General features: G+C 37.7%; 23 protein-coding genes. 13 read left to right on the forward strand and 10 right to left on the reverse strand.

Annotated elements, in window-relative coordinates:
- Positions 1–31: 31 nt before the first annotated feature.
- From ACJVDH_RS05420 to ACJVDH_RS05450, 7 genes are all read left to right on the forward strand, one after another.
- Entirely contained in the window at positions 32–682 is a 651-nt protein-coding gene (locus ACJVDH_RS05420) for an ABC transporter ATP-binding protein (protein WP_443946550.1), read from the forward strand.
- A 48-nt stretch (positions 683–730) separates the two neighbouring features.
- Complete coding sequence (locus tag ACJVDH_RS05425) at positions 731–1,210, forward strand: hypothetical protein (RefSeq protein WP_443946551.1); 480 nt, start codon at positions 731–733, stop codon at positions 1,208–1,210.
- Between the two features lies 1 nt (position 1,211).
- The gene (locus ACJVDH_RS05430) at positions 1,212–1,820 is read left to right on the forward strand and encodes an HAD family hydrolase (RefSeq protein ID WP_443946552.1); all 609 of its coding nucleotides are present in this window, start codon (positions 1,212–1,214) and stop codon (positions 1,818–1,820) included.
- Between the two features lie 6 nt (positions 1,821–1,826).
- The gene (locus tag ACJVDH_RS05435; protein WP_443946553.1) at positions 1,827–3,305 is read left to right on the forward strand and encodes a S41 family peptidase; all 1,479 of its coding nucleotides are present in this window, start codon (positions 1,827–1,829) and stop codon (positions 3,303–3,305) included.
- Between the two features lie 146 nt (positions 3,306–3,451).
- The gene (locus tag ACJVDH_RS05440; RefSeq protein WP_443946554.1) at positions 3,452–3,718 is read left to right on the forward strand and encodes a hypothetical protein; all 267 of its coding nucleotides are present in this window, start codon (positions 3,452–3,454) and stop codon (positions 3,716–3,718) included.
- A gap of 55 nt (positions 3,719–3,773) precedes the next feature.
- Positions 3,774–4,862, forward strand: coding sequence for a DNA-processing protein DprA (dprA, locus tag ACJVDH_RS05445; RefSeq protein WP_443946555.1), 1,089 nt, complete (start codon positions 3,774–3,776; stop codon positions 4,860–4,862).
- A gap of 173 nt (positions 4,863–5,035) precedes the next feature.
- Positions 5,036–6,397, forward strand: a complete 1,362-nt coding sequence (locus tag ACJVDH_RS05450) for a pyridoxal-phosphate dependent enzyme (RefSeq protein WP_443946556.1) — start codon at positions 5,036–5,038, stop codon at positions 6,395–6,397.
- 127 nt (positions 6,398–6,524) lie between these two features.
- Here ACJVDH_RS05450 and murA read toward each other — a convergent pair whose 3' ends face one another.
- From murA to ACJVDH_RS05480, 6 genes are all read right to left on the reverse strand, one after another.
- Positions 6,525–7,850 carry a UDP-N-acetylglucosamine 1-carboxyvinyltransferase gene (murA, locus tag ACJVDH_RS05455; protein ID WP_443946557.1) on the reverse strand — a complete coding sequence of 442 codons (1,326 nt, stop codon included), beginning with the start codon at positions 7,848–7,850 and terminating at the stop codon, positions 6,525–6,527.
- A 121-nt stretch (positions 7,851–7,971) separates the two neighbouring features.
- Positions 7,972–8,655, reverse strand: a complete 684-nt coding sequence (locus ACJVDH_RS05460) for a DUF4290 domain-containing protein (RefSeq protein ID WP_443946558.1) — start codon at positions 8,653–8,655, stop codon at positions 7,972–7,974.
- A 291-nt stretch (positions 8,656–8,946) separates the two neighbouring features.
- A complete protein-coding gene (locus ACJVDH_RS05465) occupies positions 8,947–9,444 on the reverse strand; it encodes a SixA phosphatase family protein (RefSeq protein WP_443946559.1) in 498 nt (165 codons plus the stop codon).
- Complete coding sequence (locus ACJVDH_RS05470; protein WP_443946560.1) at positions 9,437–10,465, reverse strand: glycosyltransferase family 9 protein; 1,029 nt, start codon at positions 10,463–10,465, stop codon at positions 9,437–9,439. The genes ACJVDH_RS05465 and ACJVDH_RS05470 overlap by 8 nt, the downstream gene beginning before the upstream one ends.
- Before the next feature lie 91 nt (positions 10,466–10,556).
- Positions 10,557–11,159, reverse strand: a complete 603-nt coding sequence (locus ACJVDH_RS05475) for a DUF4254 domain-containing protein (RefSeq protein ID WP_443946561.1) — start codon at positions 11,157–11,159, stop codon at positions 10,557–10,559.
- Positions 11,160–11,266: 107 nt separating this feature from the next.
- Complete coding sequence (locus ACJVDH_RS05480; RefSeq protein ID WP_443946562.1) at positions 11,267–12,940, reverse strand: helix-hairpin-helix domain-containing protein; 1,674 nt, start codon at positions 12,938–12,940, stop codon at positions 11,267–11,269.
- A gap of 225 nt (positions 12,941–13,165) precedes the next feature.
- Between ACJVDH_RS05480 and ACJVDH_RS05485 the strand changes: the two genes are divergently transcribed.
- Entirely contained in the window at positions 13,166–13,657 is a 492-nt protein-coding gene (locus tag ACJVDH_RS05485; RefSeq protein ID WP_443946563.1) for a hypothetical protein, read from the forward strand.
- 73 nt (positions 13,658–13,730) lie between these two features.
- Here ACJVDH_RS05485 and sppA read toward each other — a convergent pair whose 3' ends face one another.
- Entirely contained in the window at positions 13,731–15,500 is a 1,770-nt protein-coding gene (sppA, locus tag ACJVDH_RS05490; protein WP_443946564.1) for a signal peptide peptidase SppA, read from the reverse strand.
- A gap of 51 nt (positions 15,501–15,551) precedes the next feature.
- Between sppA and folK the strand changes: the two genes are divergently transcribed.
- On the forward strand, positions 15,552–16,046 hold the full coding sequence (folK, locus tag ACJVDH_RS05495) for a 2-amino-4-hydroxy-6-hydroxymethyldihydropteridine diphosphokinase (RefSeq protein ID WP_443946565.1): 495 nt from the start codon (positions 15,552–15,554) through the stop codon (positions 16,044–16,046).
- A gap of 16 nt (positions 16,047–16,062) precedes the next feature.
- Positions 16,063–16,440 (forward strand): Hpt domain-containing protein, encoded by a 378-nt coding sequence (locus tag ACJVDH_RS05500; RefSeq protein ID WP_443946566.1) that lies wholly within the window; start codon positions 16,063–16,065, stop codon positions 16,438–16,440.
- Here the strand turns inward: ACJVDH_RS05500 and pssA are convergent.
- Entirely contained in the window at positions 16,437–17,117 is a 681-nt protein-coding gene (pssA, locus tag ACJVDH_RS05505; RefSeq protein WP_443946567.1) for a CDP-diacylglycerol--serine O-phosphatidyltransferase, read from the reverse strand. The two genes, ACJVDH_RS05500 and pssA, sit on opposite strands and share 4 nt — an antisense overlap.
- A 64-nt stretch (positions 17,118–17,181) precedes the next feature.
- On the reverse strand, positions 17,182–18,843 hold the full coding sequence (gene rho, locus ACJVDH_RS05510; RefSeq protein WP_443946568.1) for a transcription termination factor Rho: 1,662 nt from the start codon (positions 18,841–18,843) through the stop codon (positions 17,182–17,184).
- Between the two features lie 416 nt (positions 18,844–19,259).
- Between rho and pyrF the strand changes: the two genes are divergently transcribed.
- The 3 genes from pyrF (at position 19,260) to ACJVDH_RS05525 (ending at position 22,023) form a co-directional block, all read left to right on the forward strand.
- Complete coding sequence (pyrF, locus tag ACJVDH_RS05515; RefSeq protein WP_443946569.1) at positions 19,260–20,090, forward strand: orotidine-5'-phosphate decarboxylase; 831 nt, start codon at positions 19,260–19,262, stop codon at positions 20,088–20,090.
- Between the two features lie 286 nt (positions 20,091–20,376).
- Positions 20,377–21,666, forward strand: coding sequence for a DUF2851 family protein (locus ACJVDH_RS05520; protein ID WP_443946570.1), 1,290 nt, complete (start codon positions 20,377–20,379; stop codon positions 21,664–21,666).
- Positions 21,667–21,804: 138 nt separating this feature from the next.
- A complete protein-coding gene (locus ACJVDH_RS05525) occupies positions 21,805–22,023 on the forward strand; it encodes a PspC domain-containing protein (RefSeq protein WP_443946571.1) in 219 nt (72 codons plus the stop codon).
- 37 nt (positions 22,024–22,060) lie between these two features.
- Here the strand turns inward: ACJVDH_RS05525 and ACJVDH_RS05530 are convergent, their stop codons facing one another.
- Positions 22,061–22,717, reverse strand: coding sequence for an ankyrin repeat domain-containing protein (locus ACJVDH_RS05530; protein ID WP_443946572.1), 657 nt, complete (start codon positions 22,715–22,717; stop codon positions 22,061–22,063).
- Between the last annotated feature and the right edge of the window lie 125 nt (positions 22,718–22,842).

The raw sequence follows: 22,842 nt of genomic DNA on the forward strand, positions 1-22,842 counted from the left end.
CTCCTTTAAGCTTTTTTATTAAATTTGAAGCATGCTAAAAGCGACAGATATTAGAAAATCTTACGGAAAACTGGAGATTTTAAAAGGTGTAAATTTTGACGTTCAGAAAGGGGAGATCGTAAGCATTATCGGCCCGTCTGGCGCCGGAAAAAGTACGCTGCTTCATATTCTGGGTACATTGGATAAACCAGACCAAGGTGTTGTAGAGTTGAAGGGTTCGGCAATTAGCAAACTTACTGGCGATTTTTTAAGCACTTTTCGCAATCAAAACATTGGCTTTGTTTTTCAGTTTCATCACTTATTGCCAGAATTTAATGCAGTAGAGAATATCTGTATTCCGGCTTTTATTGCCAAAACCAACAAAAAGAAAGCAGAAGCCAGAGCGCTTGAATTGCTCGATATGTTCGGACTGGCAGATCGTGCGCAGCACAAACCCAATCAATTATCGGGAGGAGAACAACAGCGTATCGCAATTGCCCGTGCATTAATTAATAATCCATCTATCGTGTTGGCCGATGAACCATCTGGAAATCTCGATTCTGAAAATGCGGCCGCCTTACATCAGTTATTTCTAAGCTTGAGGGACAATTTTCAGCAAACTTTTGTGATTGTTACGCATAATGAGCATTTGGCAAAAACAAGTGATCGCATTGTGAGTATGAAAGATGGTCTTATTGTTTAAACGCTCTACAGTTTACAAATCAGTATTTATCCATTCAATAATTTACTTTTGAAAATATTAATTACCGGCGCAAATCATGCCAAAGCACTCAAGCTTTTAAAAGCATTTCCAAATCATTTTGTCGTAATGGGCGATTATGGAGATGTGCCAAGTATCCACACAGAACACTATACTTTTGCTTCTTTCGGTGCTTTTAATAAAGATAGTATTGCACATATTTTTCTAAATTTTTGCATCACAGAATCTATAGACTGCATTATTCCGCTGAACACATTTGAGTTTGAGCCGATGGCTAAAAGTGCTGTTTTGTTTAGCGAATATGATATCCAGGTGTTATTGCCAGAAGCAGAAATATTGAAAAATTATATAGACGTTTCTGCACAAACTACAACAGATTTTGCTGTTTTTATTCATGGCGATTTGCTTTTCGCCACGCAAAATGTTGATGAGCATTTGATTACTCCAGAATTAAATGGGGTTTTTAAGCTGGGAACTTCAGCAGAAAATTTAAAACTTTTTAGCATTTAGTATGGATAATTTCGAATTTGCAAGCGATAAACAAATCGTCTTTTTTGATCTGGACGATGTATTGTTTCCAGAGAAAGATTATCTGCTTCAGGTGTATTATCTATTTGCTCAGTTTATAGAATATTCTGAGCAGCTTAACGCCCAACAATTGTTGGATTTTATGCGTACCGAATATGAGCAAAATGGCCCTGATTCGGTATTCTCTAAAACAGCAGCGCAGTTTAATATTCCGCAGAAATATGTAGAAAATTTTGATCGTTTACATCAGAATGCACGTTTGCCACTAAAACTTTTACTGTTTCAGAAAATACTCGATTTTTTGCAATCGTTGGTTGTAGACCGCAAAAAGATTATTTTGCTTACAGATGCAGACCCGGAAATGCAGTTAAATAAAATCAGACAAACAGAGTGGAATGGACTGGAAAAATATCTTCAGGTATTTTTTACACGTGAGCTAAATTTGACAAAACCCGAAGTCATACAAAATCTGCTTAGCACCAATTCTTTAACTGTAAACGATGCATTATTGGTAGGCGCAAAAAAAAATGATGAAGAAATATCCAAACTTCTAAATTTGCCGTATATTGAGTCACTAAAAATTTACAATTGATTTTATATGGTGAAAAACTTTACCTGCCAGAAAACCTTTATCCTCGCGTTTTTTGTAGTTATTGCTTTTGGAACAGCCTGCAAGAAAAATACTGCAGAACCTGCTCAATCTGTTGAACAGGGAACTTCCGGTACGAGAGAAGAGCTGACTAAAGATTCTATTTACCTGTACGCACAGCAAACCTACTTTTGGAATGTTGGAATGCCCACATACGCGGCTTTTAACCCGCGCCAGTATAGTTCTAATAATGCCATTCTATCTGCGCTGAAAGCTTTGCCAAGCACCGGAGGGAAAGATAAATATTCTTTCATAGATGAGGGGTCTGTTGCTACGCAATTAGGAGGCACCGGAGGCGATTATGGTTTTTCTGCAAATTTTTATCAGGATACACTGCGTGTGAAATATGTTTATGCCTCGTCTCCAGCTACAAAAGTTGATCTGAAACGTGGTTACGCTATTATCAATATAAATGGAAAAGCGGTATCCAATACAACAACAGCTGATCTGAACAGTGCAATTTTTGGCACTAACGCCAGTATTTCAATGACTGTAGAAAAACCAGACAAAAGCAGGCAAGATGTAACAATTATTAGAGGCACGTACACAATCAATCCGGTGTTATACACCAATACGTATACTGTTGGCGGCAAAAAAGTAGGCTATTTGGTATTTAATAGTTTTACTACCAATGCATCTACATTTCTGGATGCTGCTTTTTCTAAATTTGCTTCAGACGGTGTAACCGAATTGGTAGTAGATTTGCGTTACAACGGCGGTGGTTCTGTGGCAACATCAGAAAACCTGACCAACCTAATCGCTCCATCGTCACAAAATGGAAAGTTGATGTACACTACATATTGGACAAAAACTATGCAGGATGGTTTGGCAACTATTTTACAAAACCAGAAATTCTACGCCAAAGGAACAGATGGTGTAACCCGTTTGTATTCTTATTTCGATTATTCTTATAAGCCCACTATGGCCGCCGGAAACGTAGAGTATTTTGCTAAAAAAGGAAGTTTGAATGCTTTGACACGAGTTTACTTTTTAGTGAGCAGCGGAACGGCTTCAGCAAGTGAGTTGCTGATCAATAATTTGAAACCTGTAATGGATGTAAAATTGATTGGAAAAACAACCTATGGCAAGCCAGTAGGTTTCTTCGGTATTCATATTGATAAATACGATTTGTATATTCCTCAGTTCCAAACCAGAAATCAGTTGGATCAGGGCGATTATTTTAGCGGAATGACTGTAGATAAAGATATCGTTGATGATTTATCTAAGGATTTTGGAGATCCGGCAGAGAAAATGCTTAATCAGGCGCTTTATTATTCTGCTAATCATTCATTTTTATCTAATATCAAGAATAACAATATTTTAAGTAGTACATCTGGCTCTGTTTCTGGAAGATTTTCTGCCCCGATTACAGAATTGGATCATGAATTTAAAGGAATGATAGAGTCTAAAAAGCTTGTTCTGAAATAATTACAATAAACTAATCAACTAGAGCCGGTTTTCGAACGAAAATCGGCTTTTTTTATCTTAATTATTACACAAAATGATGTTTTTTTGATTGTTTTTTTTACAAAATTTTAATAAGCTTGTTTAAGAATTAACCGAGTAGATATATTATGACAATTGAAATCGTAGAAAAGGAACAAATCGGGTACCTGAATATCATTACCGCAAAAGAAGATCATGCTGTGGAATTAAAGGCCAAATTGGATGAAGCGCAACGTCTAGGAAATGAATTCAAGTCTAAAGCCACCATCACATTTAATACAACCATCGGGCCGAAAAAAGTGGATACCACAGTTTGGGCAGTTACCGATCGTTTTATCCAGTTAAAAAACAATGTGCATATTCCCATTAAAAGCCTGATTGATATCGATTTTTAAGTGGTCTGCCGTAAAGTAAATCATCCCGAGTTTATTTTACTAAAGCTTAAAAATTATGGATGCCCTCTGCAATATTGCCTTAACCTGTATAAAATCTGTTGGCCCTGTAACGGCTAAAAATTTACTCGCTTATTGTGGCAGTGCAGAAGCCGTTTTTAAGGCAAGTATTAAACAATTGATGCAAATTCCCGGAGTTGGGCAGGCAACTGCAGAAAATATCCGCTCTGGCAAAGCGCAAATCAGGGCTGCAGCAGAACTTAATTTTATTGAGAAACATGGCATTCAGTTGCTTTTTTTCACGGATGACGCTTATCCAAAAAGGTTAAAAACTTGTGCTGATGCCCCCATTTTACTGTATTATAAAGGCAATGCAGATCTAAACCACCACCGCATTATCAGCATTGTAGGCACCAGAAATGCTACCGCTTACGGTAAACTGCTTTGCCAGCAAATGATAGAGACCTTTATGAATTACGATGTGCTGGTTGTAAGCGGTTTGGCATATGGAATAGATGTTACAGCACACAAGGAGTGTTTGAGCAAACAAGTTGCCACCGTTGGTGTACTTGGTCATGGCCTGGACCGGCTTTATCCTGCGTCGCACAAATCGGTGTCTCAGAAAATGGTTTTAAATGGTGGTTTGCTCACGGAGTTTCCGACAGGAACAAATCCAGACAGGCAAAATTTTCCGCAAAGGAACCGCATAATTGCTGGCCTTGCACATGCAACAATCGTTGTAGAAGCATCAATTAAAGGTGGCGCGCTAATTACCGCAGAAATTGCGAATTCTTATAATCGCGATGTATACGCTTTTCCGGGAAGAACTTCCGATCAATATTCTGAAGGCTGTAACTTTCTGATTAAAACCAATCGGGCAGGTTTAATTAACAATGCTCAGGATCTGATTTATTATCTCGGCTGGGATGATGTACCTGTAAAACCAGCAAAACAGATGGTAATGCCGCTCAATTTAACAGAAAATGAAGGGAAAATTATACAAGTTCTAAGTAACGGCCAGCTTCATGTAGATGAACTTTCTATTCGTATAAATATACAGGCCAGCAAAATTGCCATCGTACTTTTGAATCTGGAAATGCAGGGTATTATTGTTGCTTTGCCCGGAAAAATCTATAAAATTTTGTAATTTCTGCTGTTCTGAATTTGATCACATTCGGAATGGGCAAAATAATCAACCTATTATGTCTATGTTTTTTGTAGTATATGAAATATAATTTTATTATTGTGTTTACGAAAATATAATATTCTAATTTAAGCGGTTTTTTTAAAACACTTGATGCCTTTACTTAACTTTGTTTTATGTGGTACAATAATATTTTAGAAACAATCGGGAATACTCCGCTGGTTAAATTAAATACAATAACTAAAGGAATTCCTGCAACAATACTGGCCAAAATAGAGACAACCAATCCGGGCAATTCCATTAAAGACCGTATGGCAGTCAAGATGATTGAAGATGCCGAACTAAGCGGGAAACTGAAACCGGGCGGTACCATAATTGAAGGAACATCTGGCAATACCGGAATGGGCCTGGCAATGGCAGCGATTATCAAAGGCTACAAATGTATTTTTACAACAACAGATAAGCAATCAAAAGAAAAAGTTGATGCTTTGCGTGCTTTTGGCGCAGAAGTAATTGTATGCCCAACAAATGTAGAACCAGAAGATCCACGTTCTTATTATTCTGTTTCTTCTCGTTTAGAGCGCGAAGTACCCAACTCATGGAAACCAAATCAATACGATAACTTATCCAATTCTAAAGCGCATTATGAGCAAACCGGGCCCGAAATCTGGGAACAAACGGAAGGCAAAATTACGCATTTGGTTGTAGGTGTAGGTACCGGTGGAACAATTTCGGGAACGGGAAAATACCTGAAAGAGAAAAATCCAAATATAAAAGTCTGGGGAATTGATACCTATGGATCTGTTTTTAAAAAATATAAAGAGACCGGCATTTTTGATAAGGATGAAATTTATCCTTACATCACCGAAGGTATCGGAGAAGATTTTTTACCTGCAAACGTTAATTTCGATGTAATTGATCTTTTTGAAAAAGTAACCGATAAAGATGCGGCATTGATGACACGTGATATTGCACGCAAAGAAGGTATTTTTGTGGGCAATTCTGCAGGTGCTGCACTCGCTGGTTTACTTCAGATTAAAGATCAGCTAAAAGAAGATGATGTAGTGGTTATTATATTTCATGATCATGGCAGTCGGTATATGGGTAAAATGTATAACGAAGATTGGTTGCGCGAACGTGGCTTTTTACAAGATGAAAAACTGACTGCACAATCTATTTTATCTAAAAAAGAACAAACTGAAATTGTAACGCTTGATGCGGAAAAATCTGTTCTTGAAGCGATCAATACCATCAAATCGATGAATATTTCTCAGATTCCGGTTACTCAGCAAGGGATGATCGTTGGCAAAATTGCAGAAAGTGATATTTTAACTGCATTACTGGAAAATCCGGGATTAAAATCTGCTCCAGTTTCGGAAATTATGACAGCAACTTTTCCTTTTGTAGACCTGAAAACCTCAATCGATAAAATTTCGTCGATGATTAATAAAGAAAATTCTGCTGTATTGGTTGAAGATGAAACCGGAAAAATTGAAATTATAACGCAATACGATATTATAAATGCAATATCTGGTTAAAAGCAGTCCCGCCCGTGGAGACACGTTGTGACAATATAACGAAAGCAAAAACGCCTGAGTAAATTTTACTCAGGCGTTTTTTGCTTTATGCTATTTAGCTTTAAGCTTTGGTTTTTCTGCTCCAATCTTAATGACTCGGCGCATCAGCATTTACACGCTTAATTTGCGCACCCAAAGCACGTAAACGCGTATCAATATCTTGATAGCCGCGCTCAATTTGCTCTATATTGTAAATGGTAGATTTTCCTTCTGCCGATAAAGCTGCGATAAGTAAAGATACACCTGCTCTAATATCTGGAGAAGTCATGCTGATTCCGCGTAGTTTGTATTTTTTGTCGATACCGTTAACCGTTGCACGGTGCGGATCGCAAAGAATAATCTGCGCCCCCATATCAATCAATTTATCTACAAAGAATAAACGGCTTTCAAACATTTTTTGATGAATTAAAACATTTCCTTTAGCCTGTGTTGCCACAACTAAAACAATGCTCAATAAATCTGGCGTAAAACCTGGCCACGGCGCATCAGCAATGGTCAATATTGATCCATCTATAAATGTATCAATTTCATAATGTTTTTGGGCAGGTACAAAAATATCATCACCTCTGCGTTCCAGTTTAATGCCGAGTTTTTTGAATACTTCTGGTATAACGCCCAGTTCATCATAGCACACATCTTTAATGGTAATTTCAGACTCCGTCATCGCGGCCATTCCGATGAAAGAACCAATTTCAATCATATCTGGCAACATGCGGTGTTCCGTACCGCCTAATTTGGTCACACCTTCAATAGTAAGCAAATTAGAACCAATACCAGAAATTTTTGCACCCATGCGGTTTAACATTTTGCAAAGCTGTTGCAAATAAGGCTCGCACGCTGCATTGTAAATGGTCGTTATTCCTTTTGCCAGTACTGCTGCCATAACAATGTTTGCTGTTCCGGTAACAGAAGCTTCATCGAGCAAAATATATGCACCTTCTAAATTCGTTGCATCAACATTAAAAAATGCTTTTTTACTGTCGTAAACAAACTTTGCCCCCAGTTTTTCAAAACCGATAAAGTGTGTATCTAAACGGCGACGGCCAATTTTATCACCTCCGGGTTTTGGTATGGCTGCTTTACCAAAACGAGCCAATAGTGGCCCAACAATCATAATAGAGCCGCGTAAACCTCCGCCTTTTGCTTTAAACACATCCGATTGGAAAAAATCAAGGTTAATGTCTTTCGCTTCAAAGCTATACGTATCTTTATTCAAGCGTTCAACAATAACACCTAAATCGCCTAATAATTCAATTAGTTTATTAACATCTTTGATGTCGGGGATGTTGCTAATGGTTACTTTTTCTTCAGTTAATAAAACTGCAGAAAGAATTTGTAACGCTTCGTTTTTTGCACCCTGAGGGGTAATTTCTCCCTTTAATTTAATTCCGCCTGTAATTTCAAATGCGTTCATATATTGTTTTAGTTAAATATCAGTCTGAGTTGGTGCCGAGGTATCGACAAGCTCTGCATGACAATTTTTTCTACGTTTAATGCTTAGACAAGCTTAGCAAAACAGTGTATTCTTAAACCGGTTAATACTTTGGTTTATTGTTGTTATTGCGTTGACGGTTGTTGTTGTTGTTATTGTTATTCTGGCGGTTTTTACCGTTGTTGTTGTTATTGCGGCCGCGATTGTTGTTGTTGTTTTGGCGCGGATTCTGCTGTCTAAACTCAACTTTCGCCAAATTTACATTGTCTTCTAAACGGAGTAAACCGCCAGATAAATCATGTAAATCTTTCAAAATCGTCTCATCAGAAACATTATCCTTATTCCAGGTAACATATGCCATCTTCATAAAGTTTGCAATACTTTGAACCATTGCTTTTTTATGTTCCGGATTTTCTTCCCGCATCGCCTTTTCAATCAATCCTTCAACCGCTTTGCCATAGTGTTTATACGTTATGCGTTGTTGTGGATAACCAATATGCGCCGGTTTTATAAATGCATTTTCTGGTAAAGGTTTAGGGTAAGGGCTGTCTACATCAATCTGGTATCCGGAAATAATATGTAAGTGGTCCCAAAGTTTATGTTTAAAATCTGCAACATCGCGCAAATGCGGTTGCAAGAAACCCATCAGGTCTATTACTGCCTGGGCATATTTATTGCGTTCTTCAATGGTTGGTAACTCGCAAATGTACTTCACCATATTTTGAACGTTGCGGCCATATTCAGATAAAATCAGATGGCTGCGCGTAGTGTTATAATCAAAACTCATGTAAAGATAAATTTAATGGATTAATGGACTGACAATATGAATTATGAAATAACCAGCAGAGTTTAAGTTATGAATTCACCGAAATGTCTATTGTCAGACTTCGTATTTTTTAATGTTCAAAGATAATTAAATATTTGAATTTCTATAGATTGTACATTTTTTTTTGAAAACGAAGGTTCTGTACTTTTCGGGAGCTACAATCCCGCTTTACACTGTATTCCGCTGAGGAAGCGAAATGCCGTTTCAATCAGGTTTATTACCGTAATTTTCTGCTTTTCAGCACTTAAAAACCTACATTTCGTCGGTATTTTTTGGGTAGTCAAAAAACACCAGTGTTCCCGTTCCACGGCTGAGCATTTTCCAGCTGTCAAATTCAAATTTAATGTACGCCATTCCTGCTGTTGGAATATTGTATAGGTCTGCGTCACTTAAATCATTCGCCAAATCTGTAAAACCCGGATTGTGTCCAAAAACCGCTATGGCGTCGGCTTTATCGTCAAAACCATTAATAACATTCAGCAAAGTTGCAGCATGTGCTTCATAAATTCTTTCATCTAAAGTAATGGCATCAAAACCAAAAGCTTTGGCAAAGACTTTTGCTGTAGATTTTGCGCGTTTAGCCGGACTACTCACAATCAAATCCAGCACGATTTTACGCTGTAGAAGTCGTTCTGCCATTTCCGGCGCATTTTCCTTGCCACGTTTATTTAACGGCCGATCAAAATCTGTTAAGTTTGCATGGCTCCAGTCAGATTTTCCGTGTCTAACCAGCAGTAAATATTTAGGCATTGATTGTGTTTTTTATTTTATCGGAAACTGTTTCAGGAGAGATCAAATTCATACAACTTTCAACACCGCAAAGGCAAGGTTTGTTTCCATAGATAGAATTTGGCCTTTCCGGATGATCAATTTGGATGCAATCCAATTCTGATTGTCCATAACCCAGAAAACCTGCAAAAGGATGCGTTGGCCCCCAAATAGAAACCGCCCGAATACCCATTAAAGATGCCATGTGCATGCCAGAAGAATCCATTGTTAACATCAGATCAAGGTTTGAAATGACCGCAAGTTCTTCAGTCAAATTGAAATTTCCAATCAGGTTGTAGGTGTTTGAATAGTTTTTTGCCCACTGTTCTGCAATGTTTCTTTCTGATTTTCCGCCGCCAAAAATAAACAGATCAGAAGTTTTGCTCAATTCGGCAATAACCTGCTCCATTTTATCTAAAGGATAAACTTTGTATTCGTGCTGCGCAAAAGGGGAGATGCCAATTTTTTTCTTCGTTGTATTTGCGAAAAAATCGGCTACTTTTTCAGGCAGTTTATGTCTGTCTGGTTTCAGTTGGTGTGATAACTTTACTGTGAAACCCAACTGCCTGAAAACATCTGCATAACGCTCTATCGTTTGTTTTAACGGTTTAAATATTTTGTTTACTGCTCTGGTAAGCGCCTTTTTCTCGGCTCTGCCTTTATCTATACGTTTTATATTGATACCGGAAAATCTGAAAAATGTAGATAAAACTCTGCTTCTCAAATTATCGTGCAGGTCTGCAATTGCATCTGGCTTTAACGTTTTAAGTTCTTTAAACAACTTATACAAGCCAAAAAAGCCTTTATGTTGTGTTTTTGGTTCAATAGCATGAAACTGAATTTTCGAGATTTCATCAAAAAATGGCTTAAATGCCAGTCGGCTTACTAGGATAATGTCTACTGTTGGGTTTTGTTCAGAAAATTCTTTTAAAACAGAAGCCACCATTGCCACATCGCCCATGGCAGAAAAACGTAAAACAATGATTTTTTGAGTCGATGCCATTTTTTTAAAGTGGTCGTTATTTCTGGGCATGAAGCAATCTTAAAGAGAAATTGTTAAGATTGCTTCGTGCTTCGCAAAGGCGATTTAAACATTACGCTTTATTGTACAATACCGGGTTTAAATTCGGATCGTTATACATTTTCATTTGTTTGTACACCTTCATGTATTTTGTTCCGGATTCTATATCTGCCAACAACTCATCAATACTTTTAGAAAGATCGGCTTTTTGAGCGCGTAAAATATCTAGTTTTCCTTGGCATAAAGCTCTGTGTTCTGCACTGGCGCTTTCGCGTGTAGCTTCTTCATGCATATGGAAAATTTTCAAAGCCAAAATAGACAAACGGTCTATTGCCCAAGCCGGGCTTTCAGAATTAATTTTAGCGCCGGGAATTGGCTGAACTTCTTTATAAAGATTTAAGAAGTAGCTGTCAATAAATTCTACCATATCTGTACGAACCTGGTTTTGCGCATCAATTCTACGTTTCCAGCTCAAACCTTCTACAGGATCAATCTGAGGATTCCGAACTACATCTTCCATATGCCATTGAGCGGTATCAATCCAGTTCTTTACGTAAAGTAAATGTTCCAGACTTTCCGGATTGAAAGGATTTTCAACAGGATGGTCTATCTCATCAAACTTGTGGTAGTCTGCAATGGATTGTTCAAATATGGTGTTTGCTAGTTCACTTATCATGAGGCAAAGATATTAAATAGATTGACTTTTTTATTTGGTGGAAAAGCTAAGCTTAAAGGCAAAAGAACCAAAAAAATGAAAACCAATCTTTTTATCGATTATTTTCACTAATCACTAATTCTTTTCCCCTCAAAGTATTTGCTAATTTCTTCAAGTGAAAAAGCATTTAAACATTTATCGGCACTTAAACCTCCTTTACGGGCAACTAAAATGCCGTAATGCATATCATGAAACCCTTCTGTGCGGTGTGCATCAGGATTTATAGAGAGTAAAACGCCTTTGTTTAATGCATAACGGTGCCAGCGCCAGTCTAGATCTAAACGCAAAGGATTCGCATTGATCTCGATTACAACTTTGTTGGCAGCACAGGCATCAATTACTTTTTTATAATCTATCGGATAACCTGCTCGGCTTAACAATAATCTTCCGGTTGGATGGCCCAAGATAGTTGTATATGGGTTTTCAATTGCTTTAATTAACCTTGTTGTGGCTTTTTCTTCGTCCATGCGCAAATTGCTGTGTACTGAAGCAACTACAAAATCAAAAGTTTTTAGAATTTCATCCGGGTAATCCAATGAACCGTCGCTCAAAATATCACTTTCGATGCCTTTAAAAATTTTAAACGGCGCCAGTTTTTGGTTCAGTTGCTCAATTTCGAGGTGTTGTGCAACAACTCTTTCTTCGCTTAATCCTTTTGCATATACGGCCGTTTTAGAGTGGTCGCAAATACCAAAATATTCTAATCCTAAATTTTCTTTGCAATAAACGGCCATTTGCTCAAGTGTGTGTACACCATCAGACCAAGTAGAATGGTTGTGCAAACTGCCTTTTAGATCTTGGTATTCAATTAACACAGGCAAATTGTTTGTTTTGGCGAGCTCAATTTCATCAAAATCCTCACGAAGTTCTGGCTGGATAAATGCCAATCCGGCCTGCGTGTAAATATCTTCTTCAGAAGGGAAAGGGCCGTTGCTCGTTAAATCCAAAACTTTTGCAACATGTGTTTCCGCGCCGGTGTGTATAAACCAGTTTTTATAAAAATCTGTTTTGGAACTCAGGTGGATTTTAATTTTAAGACCAGCTTCTGTTGTAGCAAAAAGAGCATTTTCACCTTCAATTAAAGTAAGGTTGCTAAAGGCTAAAAGTTGCGTAGATTGAATGTCTGTTGCCAGTACAAATTCCAGATCGTCAATAATTTCGCAACAACGCCTAAACTGTCCGGCAAATGCCAGCAAAGTTTCCGGATCGTTTTGTTTTAGCCATTCTGATAGCTGTGTAAACAAAACTTTTGCATAACCCTCAACCTGTGCAAAAAGAAAACGCCCATTTGCTGCCAGTTTAAATTCAATTGCATTTTTGATCTCTTCCTGAGTTTTCAATCCAAAACCTTTGGCTTCAATCAATCGGTTTTCATTGCAGGCATAATACAATTCTCCAACCGTTTCTATGGCGAGTGTATGCCAGATTATGGCGATTTTTTTTGGCCCAATTCCTTTAATGCCCAGCATTTCTACCACACCTTCCGGCGTAGCCGAAATAATTTCATTCAGCTCTTTTAACTCGCCGGTTTGGAGCAATTCGGCAACTTTTGCCGCAAGACTTTTCCCAATTCCGTCAATTTTATCCAGTTCTTCAAGCGGTTTATCTTTCAAAGAAAACGGCAATTTATCTATCTTAAAATAGGCATTTGCAATAGATTTTATTTTGAAGGGATTTTCGTTATGCAATTCCATTAACTGGGAAAGCAAACGTAAAGTGCGTGCGATGGTTTTATTGTCCATAAGGCTGTAAAATTAGGAAAACCGGAACGATTTTTTATCGGATAATTCTTTTAAAACATAAGCTGATCATGAATTGTTGCCTAATTTATGAAAGCGAAAGTCATCCTTCTGATTTCGGGTTTAGCACTTGCAGCCTGTAAATATCCCAAACGCGTTTAAGATAAGGTAGATTCTATTGCCAGTATTGAATCCGGGCCAGGTAAAATTGGCGATGAACGGTATTTAGTGGTTCCGGGAATTTCTGTTGGAGAAATTTCATTGGGTGCAGATATGGAGACCGTAGGGCAGAAACTTGGAAAACCACAAGCTGGAGATGCTGCAATGGGCAAAGCCTGGGGCATCTGGTATCAGAAAGATTCTACCGCCGGGCATCCATCAGAATTGGCCATTTATTCTGCTTACCGCGATACCTCTATGCGTGTAAAAGACGTTAAACAAATCCGCATAAATTCCAGCAAATTCAAAACCCAGGATGGTTTTGCCATTGGTAAGAATTTTGAAGATACACAAAATAAATTTCCTGGAATGTCTAAAGCCGCATTGTACATTAATGAAAATAAGGATACCGTTTTGGTGTATGATTCAAAATCTGACGGGATTAGCTTTGAATTTCTAAAAGGGAAGAGCATCGCATTAACCGTTCATCCGAAAAACGTATCTATCGTAAATACATATTTAACCCTTCATCCAGAATGGAAAGTGCTGAGCGGTTTGTAACCTGAATTTAATGAAAAAAGCCCCAGATTAGCAAATCAAGCTAAGTTTGGGGCTTTTTGTTTTAAAGGTTTTTTTATTTAATTACGGCTTCAAAAGGCATTCTGGCTTGAATTCCGGAAGATGAAACCACCTTTTTCATTTGTTGATACAAGTTGTAATTTTCACCCAGTTCTTGTTTGGTGTAATAGGTTTTTACGCGATCTGTTCCATCTTGTAATAAAGACTTCAGCGGATCAATCACATCCGGATATTCTACGATTTTGTAATCTTTAACCTTCGCTTTTTTAGCTGCTGCTTTAACGGCATCGTTAAAACTTCCAATTCTATCGGCAAGCCCAATTTGTACGGCGTCTGTTCCAATCCAGACATGGCCACCGCCAATACTATCAATATAGGCTTTACTTTTTTTACGGCCATCTGCCACGCGCGAAATAAAACCATCATATACCCGATTCAGGTCATTTTGGATGATGAATCTTTCGCCTTCTGTCATTGGGCGATTGGAGGCCATAATATCTGCATATTGGCCGGTTTTAACGCCATCAAAGGTTACACCAAGTTTATTGGTAAGTAGGTTCTGGAAATTCGGGATGATACCAAAAACACCAATAGATCCGGTAATTGTGTTGGGTTGAACAAAAATACTGTCGGCAGCACAGCCGATATAATATCCGCCAGATGCGGCCACATCACCAAACGATGCGATTACAGGTTTTACTTTTTTAGTGAGTACAACCTCTCTCCAAATTACATCAGAAGCTAATGCGCTTCCGCCCGGAGAATTTACACGTAAAACGATCGCTTTAATATCATCATCCAATCTTGCTTTACGGATAGCTCTTGATATTCTTTCTGATCCGATTTGATTGTCTGAACCTTCACCTCCGGCAATGTCTCCATTTGCATAAATAATTGCAATCTGATCTGATGCGGAGCTTTTATTGCTGCTGTTGTTTGATGCATAATCATTAATATTAACAGAACTGATATTCTGTTTTTTTGATTTTCCGGATATTTTTTTCAAAACATCCAAAATTTCGTCTTTGTATTTTATGCCGTCAATCATTTTATAATTTACAGCATCTTGCGGCGTACGGATTTTGTATTTATCCGCAATATTATACAAACTATCTTTCCGTATACCCCGGCTTTGCGCAATATCTGTTAAAAAAGTATTGTATAAACCGCCAACATAAGCCGTAACCTGTTTGCGGTTATAATCGCTCATCTTATCTAGAATATACGGTTCAACTGCACTTTTGTAATTTCCAACCCGGATAACCTGCATTTCTACACCCACTTTTTCCAAAGTACCTTTAAAAAAAGTAAGTTCAGAACTGAAGCCTTTAAATTCTAAGGCACCTTCAGGATTTAAGTAAATTTCATCTGCTGCAGATGCCAGGTAATATGCACCCTGCGTATAAACCTCGCTGTAAGCAATGATCTTTTTATGTGATTTCTTAAAATCGATTAGTGCATTTCTAACTTCTCTTAAAGTTGCGAAACCGGCATTGGGGCTGGTAACACTTAAATAAATGCATTTGATATTGTCGTCGGTTTTGGCATTTTGAATGGATTTCAATAAATCGTTCAAACCAATTCCGTCATTCTCATCAGACCCGATAATAGGTAAATTGGCAAAGCTTCTTTTTGGTGTACGCTCTTTAATCGCTTGATCCAGATTCAAGAAAAGAACAGAATTGCTATTCACAGCAACTGTTTTATCCGAATCTACAGATGCAATTAATGCCATAATAATTAGAAAACACACGAAGCCGAACAGGAGTATAGACAGGAAAAAGCCCAGCATTGAAGCAAATAAATACTTGAAAAAATCTCTCATTTAAATGTTTTAATTTTGTTTTGTAAATATATAAAAATACACGACGCTAATATGGCTTTAGAGTTTACAACAGCTTATTTGTTACTGGGGGGAAATTTGGGCGATAGAGCAGCAAACCTGCATCTGGCAGTAACGCTTTTAGAAAAAAGAGCGGGAGAGATTACTGCAAAATCATCGCTTTATGAAACTGCTGCCTGGGGGAAAACCGATCAACCTGCATTTCTAAACCAAGCGGTTGCACTTAAAACACCATTGAGTGCATTGGATTTGCTTCAAACAGCTTTAGATATTGAACAGGAATTGGGTAGAATTAGAAAAGAACGCTGGGGAGAAAGGCTTATTGATATTGATATTGTGCTTTTTGGAAACGAAATTATTGATGTAACAAATAAACTTCACATTCCGCATCCGCATATGCACAACAGAAAATTTGTGATGCGGCCACTTTCAGAAATTGCTCCTAATATGGTACATCCGGTACTAAAACAAACGATTGATCAGATTTTAGAAAATATTAATGATGAATTGGAGGTAATCCGTTTGTGATTGCTTAGTTTTGATTATGGAGCAAAAAAATAAGGTCCATCCCTTAGATTTGTCTTACCTGATTGCAATGGTAGGAAATGAGCCGAAAAGCCTTTTGGAAGTTTTTAACACTTTTATTGCGCGCACGCCCTGCTATATTCAGGAACTGGATGAAGCTATTATTACTTGCAATTGGAGCAAAGCTGCAACATTTGCACATAAAATAAAACCAGTTTTTGGATATATTGGCCGAACAGACCTTTCTGAATCTGTATTAGCGATAGAGCTTGAAGTGGCCGATCAACCATCAGTTCAAAACCTTTCGGCTAAGCTAAATGAATTAAAATTTCAGCTCGACGGGGTTTTTGAACAATTAAGAGTGTTACAGCTTGAACTGGAAAAACAGGCTTCTTAGGTGCGGTCTTTAAAGTGGATAAAAGAAGCGATCAGATAAAGTGCCAGCACAAATGGAATGGCAACAAATTTCAGAAAAACGATTAGCAGTGCAGAAACCATCAGAAAAATAAATTTCACTTTATTGTTTGTCCAGCTTTTATCTTTAAACTTCATTGAAAAGATTCTGATTTCGCTAACCAGTAAAAAACTGCATAATGCAATAATACCCAAGAGAAGCAAAGTAGAACCGATAATTTCCGGATGACTCACTGCAACGTAAGGCAGCGAACTGATGAATAAAGTATTCATTGGGGTATTTAAACCAATAAAATCCTCGGTTTGCCTTTCGTCATTGTTGAATTTTGCCAAACGCAATGCAGAAAATACGGTGATGATGAAAGCAAGATAGGGAAGGTATTCTGAAGAATAATCGCTTTGTTGCAGGAGCTTAAACATAATAACACCCGGAAATAACCCGAAGCTTACCATATCTGCAAGTGAATCCAAATCTTTTCCAATGTTAGATTTAACATTCAACGTTCTGGCTGCCATGCCGTCAAAAAAATCAAAAAAACCAGAAGTGATCACAAAGAAGGCTGCAAGCTGCAATTCTCCTTTAAAAGCAAAAACGACTCCTATACAACCAGAAAAAAGATTTGCACAGGTAATCGCATTGGGAATATATTTTTTTAACATGGTTTTATCGTTTAACGCATGGGGTTTGAACCGCTAAAGTACAAACCCCAAACGTAAAACTCGTCTAGCTGTTCATAGAAATTAAGAATTCTTCGTTGCTCTTAGTTCCTTTGATCTGAGACTGAACAAATTCCATTGCTTCCTGGCTATTCATATCTGCAAGGTGGTTGCGCAAAATCCAAACACGTTGCAGCGTATCTCTGTCATGTAACAGATCATCTCTACGTGTGCTCGAAGCCGTAATGTCAATGGCAGGGAAGATACGTTTGTTCGATAACTTACGATCCAACTGAAGTTCCATGTTACCGGTACCTTTAAATTCTTCAAAAATCACTTCGTCCATTTTAGAACCTGTATCGGTAAGTGCAGTTGCCAGAATGGTTAATGAACCACCGTTCTCAATGTTACGTGCAGCACCAAAGAAACGTTTTGGCTTATGTAAAGCATTTGCATCTACACCACCTGAGAGGATTTTACCAGAAGCTGGTGCAGTGGTGTTGTATGCACGCGCCAAACGGGTAATGGAATCTAATAAGATGACAACATCGTGGCCACTTTCTACCAAACGTTTAGATTTCTCTAATACAATGTTTGCAATTTTTACATGGCGTTCTGCAGGTTCATCAAATGTAGAAGCAATTACTTCTGCGCGTACACTGCGGGCCATATCAGTAACCTCTTCCGGGCGTTCATCAATTAACAAAATAATCAGATAAACTTCCGGGTGGTTTTTGGCAATTGCATTTGCAACTTCTTTAAGCAAGTTGGTTTTACCGGTTTTAGGTTGCGCCACAATTAAACCACGTTGTCCTTTACCAATTGGCGTAAACAAATCCATAATACGGGTAGAATAGTTGTTGTTGTCCGTAAAGAGATTTAAACGTTCAGTTGGGAAAAGTGGTGTTAAGTAATCAAAAGGAACGCGGTCGCGTACTTCTGCAGGGATTCTTCCATTGATGGTTTCTACACGCACTAAAGGGAAATATTTTTCACCTTCTTTTGGCGGGCGGATACTGCCTTTAACAGTATCTCCGGTTTTGAGTCCGAAAAGTTTTATTTGAGATTGAGAAACGTAAATATCATCAGGAGAAGTTAAGTAGTTGTAATCGGCAGAGCGCAGGAAACCATAGCCATCGGGCATAATTTCTAAAACGCCTTCGTTGGTAATTACATTATCAAAATCAAGGTTTGAATAACTGTTCTCATTTTTATTGTGGTTGCCTCCATGAGGTTGTTTCTGTTGGCGATTGTCTTCTTTTTGCTTTTCGCGTGGTTGTTTTGGCGCTGCAGGCAATACTTCTGCCGTTTCTTCAATCAATGCAGAAATGGGTTTGCTTACTTCTGCTGCTTCAGGTTCTGCAGGTTGTGGTTTCGCAACGGGTTCGTCAAAAAGCGTTACCGAAGGTTTTTTCTCTAGGGCAACAACCTCGTCTTTATGGATTCTGGTGCGTTTTTTTGCCGGTTTTTCAACTTCAGCTTCAGCAGGTTTTTCTGCTTCAACAACCTTTGGTGTTTTTGTTGCTCTTGATTTTGGAGCAGGTGCAGCAGCAGGTTTCTCGCTACTCTCATCTCCACCCTGTGCGGCTTTTATCATTTCTTGCTGATGAAGAAGCACTTCAACAAGGTCAATTTTTCTTAGGGATTCGGCACCTTCTATGCCATAGGTTTTAGCAAGCTCACGTAACTCAGGTGTAAGCTTCTCATTTAATTCTGTTTTGCTAAACATTCTAAATATATATGTTTCAAGAAATTTTTAATTAATTATAACCACAGCGGGTTATAAGCTGCACAAGCTTAAAGTACAAGCCTGGCGGTTTCATTGTGTATAAGTTCTTTTATAGTGCTATAAAACTGTATTGAGTTGCTCACAATTTTTTCTACTCAAAATAGCTTCATAAATGTTTATAAGCTGAATAAAAAGACCTTAGGGTTTTTTAAAAAACAGTAACAAAAAACAAATCTTGATAAAATTTTTCTGGGATATTCAGATAAACGGTTGAGAAATTATGTTGCAATTCTATGTATTTGAAACGTAAACTGCAAGAGAAAGTTTAAAATGTTTAAAAAAATAATTACTGTTGGTATTTATTTATCTTCTCAGAAGATGAAAAATCTTCATATTTGCAGGAAATAAGGCCATATATGACTAAGCAGCAACTTTTTGAGCAGATACAAAAGAAACGATCTTTTTTATGTGTTGGATTAGATTCTTCACTGGATAAGATTCCAAAGCACCTGTTGAAATACGAAAATCCCATCCTTGAGTTTAATAAACAGATTATTGATGCGACAAAAGATCTTTGTGTTGCATACAAACCCAATACTGCTTTTTATGAATGTTATGGTAAACAAGGTTGGGGAAACCTGATTGAAACCTGGAAATATATACCTAAAGATATATTTACCATTGCCGATGCCAAACGAGGCGATATCGGCAATACCTCTTTAATGTATGCCGAAACTTTTTTTAATGCAGATTCATCAGAAATGAGTTTTGATTCTGTTACCGTTGCGCCATATATGGGAAGCGATTCAGTTACACCGTTTCTTAATTTTAAAGATAAATGGGTGATTCTTTTGGCATTAACCTCTAATAGTGGCCATTCAGATTTCCAACTTCAGGAAGTTTCTGGAGAAAAGCTTTACGAGAAAGTACTTAAAACCTCACAAAACTGGGCCAGCGATGAGCAAATGATGTATGTGGTTGGTGCAACCCGTGGAGCAGCTTTTGCTGATGTTCGTAAACTTGCTCCAGATCATTTTCTATTGGTTCCGGGTGTAGGTGCGCAAGGCGGAGACTTACAGGAAGTGTGCAAATACGGATTAAATAGTACTTGTGGCTTGCTTATCAATTCATCCAGAGGAATTATTTACGCCAGTAAGGGCGAAGATTTTGCAGAAAAGGCAAGGGAAGAGGCGTTAAAATTGCAGCAGGAAATGGAACAAATACTCTTAGCTGCAGAATTGGTTTAACGCAATCAGACCAAAAGTCAGGTTTATTTTTCTGGTTTTTTAGTAAAAACATATATAACTTTTGACAACGATTATCTATCTTGTCATTCGTAAAATCAGGCAATTTTCAATATCCGGAAATGGCCTGATTTTAAATCAAATTGCTGGGTCTCTGTATGTTTTTCGTTCGCTTTGGCGAAGATAATAATTACCTGTTTTGACTCAAAAACACATCCATCCCCAAAAATATCTGAATTAACGACCGCGATTCAACCTCCGGTTTTTAAGCAATTTAATTGTAGTGGTTATGGATTTTCCGGAAGAGTTTTTGCATTATGTCTGGCAGTTTCGCTCGTTTGATCAGTTGAATTTATATTCCGAAACCGGCGAGGAGTTAAAAATTTTTCATCCCGGGTGGCTAAATAAAAATGCAGGACCGGATTTTACCGGCGCGAAGATTAAAATTGGCGAAACCACTTGGGCAGGAAATGTTGAAATTCATATCAAATCTTCAGACTGGAATAAACATAACCATCAACAAGATGATGCTTACAATAATGTAATTCTGCATGTTGTATATTATCACGATAGCGAAATTAATCGCAGTGATGGTACAATGCTACCGGTTTTGGTTTTAAAAGCCAGAGTTTCGCCCGTGCTGTTGGATCGCTTTGAAAAACTTTATTTCAATCTGAAAGAGTTTCCATGTATCAATCAAATTGCCTGTGTAGATGAAATAACGATAAAAACGTTTCTTTCAAGGACATTAATTGAACGTTTAGAAGTTAAAACCAAAGCCGTAACAGAAGTTTTGGCTCAACTGAATGGCAATTGGGATGAAACTTTTTATCAATTATTAGCACGAAATTTCGGTTTTAAGGTAAATGCATTGCCTTTTGAATTGCTGGCCAAAACTGTTCAACAAGGCATATATGCAAAACATAAAGATGCTGCCTTACAGATCGAAGCGTTGGTTTTCGGCGCAGCGGGTTTTTTAAATGAGCAATTTGCTGAAAAATACCCGAATGATTTGCGTACAGAATTTGATTTTCTCCGGAAGAAATACAGACTAAAACCTTTGACAGTCTCATCATGGAAATTTCTGCGTATGCGGCCACAAAATTTTCCAACCTTGCGTTTGGCTCAGTTTGCGGCACTTATCCTTCAGTCCAATCATTTGTTTTCTAAAGTGCTAGGTATTTCAGATCTGAAACAATTGAGGAATTTGTTTGAAAATCTACCTGTAAATGAATTCTGGCAGTCGCATTACCATTTTAAAAAAGAAAGTTCGACAGTTAATATACAGCTTGGGCGTGCCTCAATTAATAATATCTTATTAAATACCGTGGTTGTATTTTTATTCGCTTACGGCCGCGAAACTTCAAATCCGCAATATACAGATCGTGCACTTCATTTGTTGGAATTACTTCCGCCAGAAGATAATGCAATCATCAAACAATATAAAAGCGCAGGTATTTTTGTAGAAAATGCAGCGGTTTCTCAAGGTATTTTACAACTTAAAAGTGAATATTGCACAGTTAAAAAATGTCTTTCTTGCGGGATTGGCGTTAAGTTGTTGAAGAGAGAAGAAAGTTGAATTTAGGTATCAAGGTGTTTTTTGTGCAATAATTTGACGTAAGAAATGAAAAATATTTTCGTTACATTTAAAAAACAAATGCTAGATCCGGATTGGCAAAGAAATTGTTGTTGTCTGAGATTATAAAACCAACCGAAAATGTTTCAAAGAATTGTTACTTATTTTGAACAGCAGAGTTTTGGCGTTTCTACATATTTAGCCAACAAACTGAATATGAGTACAGCAAAAGTACGCTTGTTTTTTATTTATTCTTCATTTCTGGCGGTCGGCTTTCCGATTCTTTTCTATTTTCTTGCTGCTATTGTTCTGGATATCCGCAATTATATGAAAAGGATAAAATCAAAAGTTTGGGAATAAATTTTATTTAAAAGCCGATCAATTATTCTGAAATTGGTTAATCATCATCTCTCAATATCTGAGCAATTTCCTGAAATCCCCGCTCTGCAGCCAAATCTGCAGGCAATTTTCCGCCTTCCATTCTGAGCGTAACTTCCGCACCATGCTCTAGTAACAGAATAATTAACTCTATGTTGCCCAATTGCGCTGCGGTATGCAATGGTGCAAGTCCGGCTTTCTGGCAAACATTGGGATACGCGCCGCTGTCTAACAGAATTTTAGTAATGTTGTAGTTGTTGGCCGCAACGGCAGAATGAATTGGAAAAACATTGAATCCGTTTTTTGACGCCAGATTAACATCGGCTCCTTTAAGTACCAGAAACTTAGCTAAATCTTCGTGCCCGAAATAACAACTCAAACCTAAAGGTGTAAAACCATCTTCAGAATATTGATTAACCTTTTGTGGTTGCTGAAAAATAATGGCACTAGCGGTATCAAACTTACCCACTGCACAAGCTTCGAAGAGTGTCAGATCCGAAGTAAATTCAGTTATCAGGTTGGCAATATCCTGTTTTTTGTAATAACAAGCCAAAAGAAGCGGCGATATTCCGTGCGAAGTATTTTTATTGGCAAGGTTAGGTTGCTGAATTAGGATTTCCTTAACTGCCTGTAAATTTCCGGCTTCTATTTGTTCTTCGAGCTGAGCAATCTCCATATTGTTTGGTCTAAAATCAATTCAAATTAGCAAAAAATAGCAGACAATAAAAAATCCCATTTTGCCGATCCGGGCAAAATGGGATTAAAACCTAAAACAAAATCCGTTTCATTTGAAAAACGCAT

The sequence above is a fragment of the Pedobacter terrestris genome (assembly GCF_052343045.1).
Classification (GTDB): Bacteria; Bacteroidota; Bacteroidia; order Sphingobacteriales; family Sphingobacteriaceae; genus Pedobacter.